Consider the following 10,240-nt stretch of genomic DNA (forward strand, 5'->3'; position numbering starts at 1 on the left):
GGCCGGACAGACAGCGGGCGGCGACGCCGTCTAGTCCCACCCGGACGAGAACAAGACCAGGAGATCTCATGGCAACCATCCGAGTCGCCGCTGTGCAGGCAGAGCCCGTCTGGCTGGACGTCGACGCGACGGCAGAGAAGACCATCCGCCTCATCGAAGAGGCGGCAGGCAAGGGCGCGCAGCTCGTCGCGTTCCCGGAGACGTGGATCCCGGGCTATCCGGTGTTCCTGTGGACCCTGCCGGCGCCGGCCCAGATCGGGTTCGTCGGCAGGTACCACGCGAATTCGCTCACCGCCGACCACCCCGCGTTCAAGCGGATCCGGGAAGCCGCTCGGGACAATCGGATCATCGTGGTGCTCGGTCACAGCGAGAAGGCCCACGGCACGCTCTACATGGCGCAGACCGTCGTCGGCGCCGACGGCTCGATCCTCCTCCACCGCAGGAAGCTCAAGCCCACCCACGTCGAGCGGACCCTCTTCGGCGAGAGCGATGGCTCGGGGATCAAAGTCGTCGACACACCACTCGGCAGGATCGGTGCGCTCAACTGCTGGGAGCACCTGCAGCCCCTGACCAAATACGCCATGTACGCGCAGAACGAGCAGATCCACATCGCGTCCTGGCCGTGCTTCGGTGTCATGAACGACATCCCCGCCCTCAGCGCGGACACCAACGTCGGAGCGGTCTCCCTGACCTACGCGCTGGAAGGAAGCAGCTTCGTCATCGTCAGCTCGCAGATCATGAGCGACGAGGGCGCGCGGACCTTCGCCCTTCCCGACGGCTCCCTGCCCCCGATCTACAACGGCGGCGGCGGATACGCCCGCGTCTACGGCCCGGACTCCTCGCTGCTGACCGCAGCGCTGCCGCCGGATCAAGAGGGCATCGTCTGCGCGGACATCGACCTCGCCGACATCGACCTGGCGAAGAACGCGGCCGACCCAGCGGGCCACTACGCCCGCCCCGATGTCACTCGGCTCCTGTTCGACCCCGCTCCCAAGCGACCCGTGGCCGGGCCCGGGAACTATGGGACCGAGGTGGCCTTCCCCGACCTCGAGGAGGTCCGGGAAGGCGTCGAGGCACTCTGACGCAGCCGGACTCTCCGCCGAGCGGATGAGGATGCCGCAGCCGGCCGCCGTCTCATCGGCCACCGGCCATCCGGGAACGGTTCGATTCCTCATGCGCGCCGAGGTGGCCCAGGATGGCCGCGCCGAGGCTGACGACTGCGGCGACGCCGAGCGGGAGCGCGATGTGGATGCGCAGCAGAGGGGTGCCGGTCAGTGCACCGAGCGCGATCACGCAGCGGACGGCGGCATGCACCTGGTGACGCGCATGTCGCCGGAGAGCCGGACTTCGCCCGCGCCGTGCGGCACGAGCACGACGTCACCCGCTTCGAGTGCCAGCCGGTCATCGCGCCAGGCGAGGGAGCCGGCACCGGCGGTGACGACCAGCACGCAGAATCGGGCGGACAGGTGCTCCTCGACGCCGTGCCGGAGCGCCAGGGCTTCCGCCCGGAAGTAGCTCTGCGCGTCTTCGGGGAAGAGCGTGGCGCGAGACCGACCGGAGAGCGCGCCGACAGCGTCGGCCAGGCGTGCCGGCCCGAAGGCGCGGCGGTCGACGCAGCGGAGCGCCGTGGCGGGATCGAGGCCGAGAAGCCCGTCTTCCCGGCGGAGTCGTTCGAACGGTGCATATTCGAGGATCACCGAGAGGTCGGCGGGCTCCTGGAGTTCCAGCAGCAGCACGCCCTCGCCGATGGCGTGAGGCACGCCCGCCGGCACGAAGAGGGTGTCGCCCGGATGCAGCTCGACTTCGTTCATCGCCGCGAGCATCGCCGCCGAGTCCTGTGTGTCGAACCATCGTGTCAGCTGCTCTTCCGGGACGTCTTCCGTGAACCCGAGCCAAGCCGAACTCCCCGCGGTCTCGTCCGCGGCCAGGATGACCCACGCTTCGGTCTTGCCGGTCGGCGCGCCGAGCTCGCGACGCGCGAAGAGGGCATCAGGGTGGGCGTGTACGAAGAGCCGTTCACCGGTGTGCAGGAGCTTGCACAACAGCTGCGGATCCGCGCCGAACCGTGCGACGTGCTCCTCGCCCAGGTATCCGACGGGGTCCGCCTCGATGAGGTCGCGGAGAAACCGTCCGTCGACGACGGTCAGCCCCTCTTCGGTCGAGCCGAACGTGGTGACGGTCGACGCGAGGAAGTCCTCGGGCGCCCATTCGTCGCCCGACGGCGCCTGCCGGCGGAAGCCCTCGATGGCGGATCCCCCGCGATACGGCCGCGGGGTCGGGCGGTTCATCGGCAGGAGTACGGGCTGCAGAACGGACGTCACTGCGGGATCCTCTCCGGGGACGGCTGCGTGCTGAGCGCGGCGAGGAACCCGCCGACGAAGCAGTCGCCGAGGCCGATGGTGGTGGGGGTCTCGACGGACAGTGAATACGCCGGAACGCAGGCGACCGGTTCCGCCGCGATGCGTTCGATGGCCTGGGCGAAGGCACTGCCGGCCGGGGGCGGCTCCAGCTCGGCGATTCCCGCCACGAGTTCAGCCGTGAGGTCGTCGCCGCTCAGGTAGCGCGCGGTCGCGGCTGCCACTCCCCCGCGCAGCGCTGCAGCCAGTTCGGGTGAGCGCGGCCCCCAAGCGAGTGCCCAGTGGCGGGTGTGGACGACGATCGCGGGCCCGGGAATGAGGACGCGCAGGTCTCGGAGTGCCTCGTCCACAGCGGCCGGGTCGAGCAGGTCGACCGTTCGGCCGAGGTGGGACTGCAATTCGTCCTCGTTCATGCTGTAGACATCCACCATCGATGCGATCGCGCTGCGGACCGCCTCGTGCAGCGAGGGCGTGTGGAATCCGGCATCCTCATACAGGACGACCGTGGCGGGCGACCTGCCCGCGACCGCTGAGCGCAGTTCCTGCAGTCGCCGATCCACCAGTCCGGGGTCGTTCATCACGTTCAGTCCCGAGATGAGCACCCCCTGTGCGCGGCACACCGCCTCGGACAGGTCCGGACTCAACGCCATCTCGATGTGGGGCGGGTCGTTCACGAAGATGAGCCGGTTGGGACCCTCGATCGAGACGGGTCCGTCGATGAGCTCGATGCGCCCCGTCTCGGGCAGCTGGACGATCAGGTGCGGGTACATGCCTTCCCGCGTGGCGCTGGAGATGTAATCGCAGTCGCGCGGGAAGAGCTGCCGGAACGTGCTGTCGATGCTGACGAGATGGACGGTCGACCTCACACCGAGCGTGCGCATCGCGAGGGCGGCGCGAACGCACGTTCCGCCGAGCGTGATCGTCTTGTCGTGCTTCGACGCGAACCGCGTGATGACGTCGATGGATTCCACGAACCGCTCGCCGCCGCTGCGCTCCAGGGCGAAGCCGAGGATGACTGCGAGCAGGGAGCGCTCGTCACGGATCGGCTGCCGGGAGTCGCAGTCCCCGCGGCGCAGCCCGTGCTCGATCGCCAGGCGCTGGATGAGCTGCGGGTCCCAGACGACTTCGTCGTCGATGGTTCCCCCGAGGCCCAGGACGAACCGCCCGGGCCCCGAGGGGGCTTGCGCGTCAGTAGAGATCCGCTTTGCCGGCTGCATTGAAAAGTTCGATCTTCTGCGCCGCGGTGCCCTTCAGGGCAGCGATCGGGCCCGGCTGGATGGCGTTGGGCTCGCGCAGGCGCTCGTCGGTGCCGAGCACCTCCCGCATCCGGTTGTGGTACGAGACCTTGATGTCGCTGGAGATGTTGATCTTGTTGATGCCCAGTTCGACGGCGCGCCGGAGTTCCGCGTCCGGGTTGGCCGACCCGCCGTGCAGCACGAGCGGGATCCCGGTCGCCGCCTTGATCTCCTGCAGCAGGTCGTGACGCAGCTCGGGGTTCTTGTCGGACGGGTAGAGGCCGTGAGAGGTGCCGATCGCGATGGCGAGGCTGTCGACGCCCGTCTCCTCGATGAAGCGCACCGCATCCTCCGGGTTCGTGTAGATGATCTCGGCGGCGCCGGACTCGCCGTAGCTGTCGTTCGCCCCGATGGTGCCGAGCTCACCCTCGACCTGGATGCCGACGGCGTGGGCGGCATCCACCACCTTCTTCGTGAGCGCGACGTTCTCTTCGAAGGGCAGCAGCGACGCGTCGATCATGACGGAGGTGAATCCGGACTGGATGGCCTGGATGATCTGCTCATACGTGCCGCCGTGGTCCCAGTGGATCGCGACCGGAACACTCGACCGGTGCGCCCGGGCATGCATCGCCGGGATGATGTCGGTCGTGATGTGGGCGACCTCGTCCGGGTGGATCGCGATGATGACCGGTGCAGCCAGTTCCTCGCTGATGTCCATGACGCCGTTGAACATCGCCCAGTCGCTGATGTTGAAAGCGGGGATCGCGAAGTTGTTCTGGTTCGCCACGTCGAGGATGGACTTTCCTGTGTACAGCACGTTCGTCTCTTTCTGTTTGTGCTTCGGAGGGGATCGTCGGGTCAGGACTTCACGGCGCCGGCTGCGAGGCCGCCGATGAAGTAGCGCTGGAAGATGAGGAACAGCACGAGCACGGGGATGGAGCCGAGGATGCTCATGGCCATCACCTCGTTCCAGAGGTAGTTGTTCTGGCCCATGAGGAGTTGGATGCCGACCGGCACGGTGCGCCTGTCGTCGGTCTGGGTGAGCGTCAGCGCGAAGAGGTACTCGTTCCACGAGATCATGAACGTGTACAGGCCCACGGAGACCATCCCGGGAACCGAGATGGGCACGAGGATGCGCCAGAGGATCGACAGGGAGCCGGCGCCGTCGACCCGCGCCGCCTCGTCGAGCTCGCGCGGCAGGCTGTCGAAGTACGCGGTCATCATGATGATCGCGTACGGCAGGGTGAACACCACGTACGTGAGGATGAGGCCCTGGTACGTGTTGTAGAGCCCGAGCCCCACCATGATGCCGAAGAACGGGATCAGCAGCGTGATCGGGGGCACGGCCTGGACGCCGATGATCACGACGCGGATGATCGACTTGAATTTGAACTCGTAGCGGCTGAACACGTACGCGGACAGCAGCGCGATGGCGAGGGTGATGACGACGACGCAGAGCGCCACGATGTAGCTGTTGACGAAGTAGCCGACTTTGACGGGGTCGGTGAAGACCGCGAAGTAGGCGTCGAGCGAGAACGATCCATCGATCAGCTTCGGCGGGTACGCGAAGATGTCGGCGTTCGACTTGAACGAGCTGGACAGCATCCACAGCACGGGGAAGCCGGCGAAGACGGCGCCGACGACCAGGCCGGCGTAGAGGAGCACGCGGCCGATGCTGCGTCGCGTGCGGTTCTTGATCACGATGCTCAAAACTGACTCGCCTTCTTCTGCTGGCGCACGTAGAAGATCGCGACGAACAGGGACGCGACGAGGATGACGACGGCGCTGGTGGAGGCCAGGGAGAACTGGTAGCTGTTGAACGCGAGTTTGTAGGTGTAGGTGCTCACGACCTCGGTGTGGTTGATCGGCCCGCCTCCGGTGGTGGCCCAGATGAGCGTGAACTGCTGCGTCGTCCAGAGCAGGTCCAGCAGGGCCATGCTGAAGACGATCGGACGAAGCGCCGGCAGGGTCACGCTGAAGAACTGGCGGACGAGTCCGGCGCCGTCGACCCGGGCCGCCTCGTAGAGGTCCGTCGGTACGCCCTGCAGCCCGGCGAGCAGACTGATCATGAAGAACGGATATCCGGACCAGATGTTGATGACGGTCACGGCGATGAGCGCGGTGGCGGGTTCGGCCAGCCACGGCACGGCGTTCTGCAGCACTCCGATCGTCGTCAGCACGTAGTTGATCACCCCGGAGGGGTCGAGCAGCAGCCGCCACAGGACGGCGACGACGGAGGCCGTGAAGATCCACGGCAGGATGTAGATCGCCCGGAAGATCGCGCGCGGGAGTGCGTGCACCAGCTTCGAGTTCAGCATCAGCGCGAATCCGATGCCGATGACCATGTGGATGACGACGCTGGCGACCGTGAAGACGAGGGTGTTCGCGACCGCGTTCCAGAAGTTCGGATCCGTGAGAACGGTGATGTAGTTCGCGATCCCGACGAACTGGGGGTTCTGGTTGGTGACGACGTTGTCGAACAGCGAGTAGCCGATGACGATGACGATCGGCACGACCATCAGCCCGAGGACGAGCAGCACGGTCGGGGCGATCAGGAGGTACGGCTCGAAGACCCCGCGGCGCCCGTGCGGACGTGAGGGTTTGCGGGGCGCCGAGGTGATGACGAGCGCGGTGTCCGGCGGAGACATGGTCATGAAGATCCCTTTCCGGGTGGCCGGCCGCGTCGTGTCATCCGACGCGGCCGGCCCCTGGGGTCAGAACGAGGTCAGAACTGCTTCTTCCACTGGGCCTGAACGTTCTGGAGCATCGTGCTGGTCGACTCCTGACCCGCTGTCACCTTCTGGAATTCGGTGAGAAAGGAGGTCATCAGCTGGTCGGCTGCCGGGAGCCCGGTGAACTCGTTGACGGGCTTGGCCTGCTGGTAGATGCCGAACGCCGTCTTGAAGTGCGGATCCGCGCCAGAGAAGTCCGGCGCCGAGGTCTTATTCCCCGGGAACCCGTTGGCCAGGGTGGACAGCTTGGAGTTCGTGTCCTTGCTCATCAGGTACTGGATGAACTGCCACGCCTGAGTCGGGTACTTCGTCTTCGCCGAGACGCCGATGCCCCACGAGGCCGTCAGCATCCCCTTCGTGCCGGTGTAGCCGTCCTTGACGGGCTGGGCGGAGACGGTGAACTTCAGGTTCGGGGCGCCCTTCGTGATGGTGGTCACGTGGGCGAGCGAGTCGACCATCATCCCGACGCGGCCGTTGATGAAGTTCGTCACCTTGTCGGTCTCCTGGAGGCTGTTCGCTCCCGGCAGCACCGCGTTGGAGGTCACGAGATCCTTCACCATGTCGACGGCGCCCTGGACGTCCGGGTTGTTCGTGAGGTTGGGCTCGCCGTTGCTGAGCATGCTGCCGCCGGAAGCCCACGCCCAGGACAGGATGTCGTTCTGCGCGCCGTTCGGGTTCGTGGTGCCGAGCGGCACCACCCACCCCTTCACGCCGCTCTCGGTCTGACTGATCTTCTTGGCGTCCGCGGTGAACTGACTCCACGTGGTGGGCGGCGCGGTGATGCCCGCCTTCGCGAGGACGGCGTCGTTGGTGAAGAGCGGGTAGACGAAGTTGACCACCGGGATCATGTAGGTGCTGCCCTTGAAGGCGACCTGGCTGGCGAGCTGGCTGTCGTCGTACTTCGCCGACTTCATCGCGTCGGTGAGGTTGAGAAGGGCGCCCTGCTTGTACAGCGGGTTCACCCACGATCCGTCGAGGCCCACGATGTCCGGCAGGGTTCCCGATGCGGCCTCCGAGATGGTCTGCGTCTGCAGCGACGGGAACGGGGCGCTGATCAGCTTGATGGTGATCTTCGGGTGCTCCTTGTGGAAGGAGTCGACGATGCCCTGAAGCGCTCCGGTCGGCATCTCGGGCGCCCACCACTGCGAGAAGGTCAGCGTCACGTTCTGGTTGGCGCTGTTCCCTCCTCCACCACCACTGCAGCCGGTCAAGGCCAGGGCCGCGGTGGCGGTCACGGCGGCGGCGCTGATCATCCAGCGGACTCGGCGCCCCGACGTGCGAGCTTCCTTGCTCATGATTCTCCCCTCACTGGAAGACGTTGCTGTTCTGTACTGCTTTGTGCAGGTATCTGCATGTTACGAGCGTCGACGCCGCGGCGTCAAGCATAAATCAGCACAAATTGGCGTTGAGGTTGATCGGCGTGCGGGCTTACATGAGGTTCTATGCGTCGTTACGCTGTTCTATGCTGATCAGCGACGCACGTAGTCGAGCTCAAGGGGGTAGATGACGATGAGCCTGTCTGACGCAGAGAAGCGACTTCCCGCGGGCCGGAAGGCCGAGCTGGCCGCGTACGTGGTCGAGGTGGGCCAGGTGACCGTGGCGAAGCTCGCCTCGCACTTCGGAGTGTCGACCGATACGGTCCGCCGGGATCTCGACCAACTCGACAGTGAAGGACTGCTGATCCGGACGCACGGGGGTGCGATCAGCCCGGCCGCGGGCACGAAGCCCGACACCGAACTCGAAGTGCGCCTGCACGTTCAGGCGGCGGCGAAAGAGGCCATCGGAAAGCTCGCCGTCGGCCTGGTGGAGGACGGAGCGGTGATCATGCTCAACGGCGGCACCACCACCCTCGCGTTGGCCCGCCATCTGCCGAGGCACCGCAACCTCACCATCGCGACGAACAACCTCAGGATCCCTGCCGAGATCTCTCCGAACGTCTTCCGCGACCTGTACATCTTCGGCGGCCCGGTCCGCACCGTGTCGCAGACGACGACGGGACCGATCTCGATGCGCGTCGGACCCGACGCCCAGGACATCGAAGTGCGCGCCGACATCGGGTTCATCGGCGTGGGCGCCGTCTCGGCTCAAGGCGGATATACGACGAGCAACCTGGGGGATGCGGCGATGATGGCCGCGATGATGCAGCGATCGACCCGCGTCGCCATCCTCGCGGACTCGTCCAAGTTCGACCGCAGCCTGTTCGCCCGCATCGCCACGCTCGAGGCGGCCGACTACTTCATCACCAATACGACGCCACCCGCCGACCTCGCCGCAGCACTCGGCGCCGCCGACGTTCAGGTCCTCGTCGCCGAGAGCTGAGCGCCGTCTCAACGCGGTCTGCGCCGAAGGGACTCCGATCCCACCCTTCCGATCGGCAGAAACGGGAAACGGCCCGCCGAGGCGGGCCGTCCCTCGCGTGGCTCAGACGCGAGCACGGTCCGCGTCGCGGGAAGCGGCGGTTGCGAGCCGTGCCTGCCAGCGACGGACCAGCACCGCGTCGAGCGAGACCGAGCCGGCGCCCATGAAGACGACGGCCAGGCACATCGTGATGATGAGCATGTTGATCTCCCACCCGCCGGTCGCGGTCTCGGCGAAGAAGCCGTGCGGCCAGTTGTAGAGGGCGATGGCAGCGGTCATGTCGACGGCGATGCCGATGGCCGCCAGCCGGGTGAGAAGCCCGAACCCGATGCAGATCGCGCCTCCGAACTCGACGAGCCCGACGATCACCGCCCACAGCGGGCCCGGGGCGGCCCCGATGGAGGCGAAGAACGCGCCGGTTCCGGCGATGCCCCCGCCGCCGAAGGCGCCGAACAGCTTCTGCGAACCGTGCACGAAGAAGTCCAGCAGCAGGCCGAAGCGCAGCAGCAGTGATGCGATGTCGGCGCGGGTGGAGGGAGTGAAGGGCATGCGCATGACGCGACCTTTCTCGTCGTCGAGTAGATGGGTGCCTCAGCCCGAAGGTGCGGATGATTGCGACGACAGGAGTCGGCGCGCGCATCGGGGTGATGGGAGTCTTCCGACGGGGGCAAGAGCCGGTCAACGGCCTCGGGCACGCTCTGCGCCGTCGCGCAAACCCGGTGCGCGACGAGGCAACGCGGAGTGCACACAACCCGAGGTGGGGAGTCAGGCGATGCGGATCCGCTCGTCGCCCAGCTCCACTTCGACACGGAGCTGCCCTCCGACAGCCGCGACGTACTTGCGCAGCGTGTCGACCTGAGCTCGCTCGATGTCACCATGCTCGATCCGCGAAACACGGTTCTGGCCGACGTGCAGCCGGGCCGCCAGCTCGACCTGGGTCAGGCGCGACGCCTCACGCAGCTCGCGGAGCCCCGATACGCCCGCATCTCATCCAGCAGGCGCTGCTTGTGCGCGTCAACCTGCGCCCGATTAACGGGACGGTCCCGCAGCAGATCTTCAAGACTCTTAACCGGCGCCACGTCGAAGCTCTCGAGCGCGTTGTCGTCACGCGAGGGCGGGGCCGCGCCGCGCAGACACTCACGTCCGCTCAAGTGTGGGCAAGAAACGTGGGCACGCGCAGTGCGGTGAGCGGCTCGGCGGGGACCTCCAGCGGAACCCGCCGACGATAGAGTCATCCTCCCCAGGTGACGGTACAAACCCTGAGCGATTCGACCTGAACACGAGATGCGAGCGCTCTACACCCCGCCGCGCACGAGATTCTTCCGAATCTCGACCGCCATACGTTCCAGCTTCTCCTCTTTCATCGGCTTGAGGCCGAGGCCCGCATCCGAATCGATCAGAACGAAAGGAAGAACGGTCGGAGGCTTACCATCTGAGTGCACCTCGACCACGAGGACGCCGCGGACGCCGACCGGGCTGCTCCGCGTTTCGACTGACGCCTGCTGAAGGCGATGCGAAGGAACGTGCGCGATCAAGCGAGGAGAATGGGACGCGTTCC

12 protein-coding genes are annotated in these 10,240 nt (G+C 66.6%); 2 read left to right on the forward strand and 10 right to left on the reverse strand.

Features of this window, described 5'->3' with window-relative positions; genetic code table 11:
- Nucleotides 1–68: 68 nt before the first annotated feature.
- A complete protein-coding gene (locus VJR25_RS05285; protein ID WP_324113263.1) occupies nucleotides 69–1,082 on the forward strand; it encodes a carbon-nitrogen hydrolase family protein in 1,014 nt (337 codons plus the stop codon).
- Nucleotides 1,083–1,134: 52 nt separating this feature from the next.
- On the opposite strand, the gene VJR25_RS05290 is transcribed toward VJR25_RS05285, so the two are convergent.
- From VJR25_RS05290 to VJR25_RS05320, 7 genes are all read right to left on the reverse strand, one after another.
- Nucleotides 1,135–1,293, reverse strand: a complete 159-nt coding sequence (locus VJR25_RS05290; RefSeq protein ID WP_324113265.1) for a hypothetical protein — start codon at nucleotides 1,291–1,293, stop codon at nucleotides 1,135–1,137.
- Entirely contained in the window at nucleotides 1,290–2,321 is a 1,032-nt protein-coding gene (locus tag VJR25_RS05295) for a class I mannose-6-phosphate isomerase (RefSeq protein ID WP_324113267.1), read from the reverse strand. Before VJR25_RS05295 ends, VJR25_RS05290 begins: the two co-directional genes overlap by 4 nt.
- The gene (locus VJR25_RS05300) at nucleotides 2,318–3,574 is read right to left on the reverse strand and encodes an ADP-dependent glucokinase/phosphofructokinase (protein WP_324113269.1); all 1,257 of its coding nucleotides are present in this window, start codon (nucleotides 3,572–3,574) and stop codon (nucleotides 2,318–2,320) included. Before VJR25_RS05300 ends, VJR25_RS05295 begins: the two co-directional genes overlap by 4 nt.
- Nucleotides 3,546–4,409 carry a ketose-bisphosphate aldolase gene (locus VJR25_RS05305; protein ID WP_324113271.1) on the reverse strand — a complete coding sequence of 288 codons (864 nt, stop codon included), beginning with the start codon at nucleotides 4,407–4,409 and terminating at the stop codon, nucleotides 3,546–3,548. The genes VJR25_RS05300 and VJR25_RS05305 overlap by 29 nt, the downstream gene beginning before the upstream one ends.
- Before the next feature lie 41 nt (nucleotides 4,410–4,450).
- Nucleotides 4,451–5,293, reverse strand: coding sequence for a carbohydrate ABC transporter permease (locus tag VJR25_RS05310; RefSeq protein ID WP_324113283.1), 843 nt, complete (start codon nucleotides 5,291–5,293; stop codon nucleotides 4,451–4,453).
- Nucleotides 5,294–5,298: 5 nt separating this feature from the next.
- Nucleotides 5,299–6,246: a sugar ABC transporter permease gene (locus tag VJR25_RS05315; protein ID WP_324113273.1), complete on the reverse strand. Its 948-nt coding sequence runs from the start codon at nucleotides 6,244–6,246 to the stop codon at nucleotides 5,299–5,301.
- Nucleotides 6,247–6,317: 71 nt separating this feature from the next.
- Nucleotides 6,318–7,619, reverse strand: coding sequence for a sugar ABC transporter substrate-binding protein (locus tag VJR25_RS05320; RefSeq protein ID WP_324113275.1), 1,302 nt, complete (start codon nucleotides 7,617–7,619; stop codon nucleotides 6,318–6,320).
- Between the two features lie 214 nt (nucleotides 7,620–7,833).
- Between VJR25_RS05320 and VJR25_RS05325 the strand changes: the two genes are divergently transcribed.
- On the forward strand, nucleotides 7,834–8,643 hold the full coding sequence (locus tag VJR25_RS05325; protein ID WP_324113277.1) for a DeoR/GlpR family DNA-binding transcription regulator: 810 nt from the start codon (nucleotides 7,834–7,836) through the stop codon (nucleotides 8,641–8,643).
- 102 nt (nucleotides 8,644–8,745) lie between these two features.
- Here VJR25_RS05325 and VJR25_RS05330 read toward each other — a convergent pair whose 3' ends face one another.
- The 3 genes from VJR25_RS05330 to VJR25_RS05340 all read right to left on the reverse strand — a co-directional run.
- Nucleotides 8,746–9,231 (reverse strand): DoxX family protein, encoded by a 486-nt coding sequence (locus VJR25_RS05330; RefSeq protein WP_324113279.1) that lies wholly within the window; start codon nucleotides 9,229–9,231, stop codon nucleotides 8,746–8,748.
- A gap of 216 nt (nucleotides 9,232–9,447) precedes the next feature.
- Nucleotides 9,448–9,642: an XRE family transcriptional regulator gene (locus VJR25_RS05335; RefSeq protein ID WP_324113285.1), complete on the reverse strand. Its 195-nt coding sequence runs from the start codon at nucleotides 9,640–9,642 to the stop codon at nucleotides 9,448–9,450.
- Nucleotides 9,643–9,977: 335 nt separating this feature from the next.
- On the reverse strand, nucleotides 9,978–10,240 hold a 263-nt coding region (locus tag VJR25_RS05340), incomplete at its 5' end, for a hypothetical protein (RefSeq protein WP_324113281.1).

The sequence above is a fragment of the Microbacterium sp. genome, from assembly GCF_035277845.1.
Lineage (GTDB): Bacteria > Actinomycetota > Actinomycetes > Actinomycetales > Microbacteriaceae > Microbacterium.

Coding starts and splice junctions, on each gene's coding strand:
- VJR25_RS05300 (WP_324113269.1), bottom strand. CDS start 3,574: ATGCAGCCGGCAAAGCGGATCTCTACTGACGCGCAAGCCCCCTCGGGG.
- VJR25_RS05285 (WP_324113263.1), top strand. CDS start 69: ATGGCAACCATCCGAGTCGCCGCTGTGCAGGCAGAGCCCGTCTGGCTG.
- VJR25_RS05325 (WP_324113277.1), top strand. CDS start 7,834: ATGAGCCTGTCTGACGCAGAGAAGCGACTTCCCGCGGGCCGGAAGGCC.
- VJR25_RS05315 (WP_324113273.1), bottom strand. CDS start 6,246: ATGACCATGTCTCCGCCGGACACCGCGCTCGTCATCACCTCGGCGCCC.
- VJR25_RS05330 (WP_324113279.1), bottom strand. CDS start 9,231: ATGCCCTTCACTCCCTCCACCCGCGCCGACATCGCATCACTGCTGCTG.
- VJR25_RS05320 (WP_324113275.1), bottom strand. CDS start 7,619: ATGAGCAAGGAAGCTCGCACGTCGGGGCGCCGAGTCCGCTGGATGATC.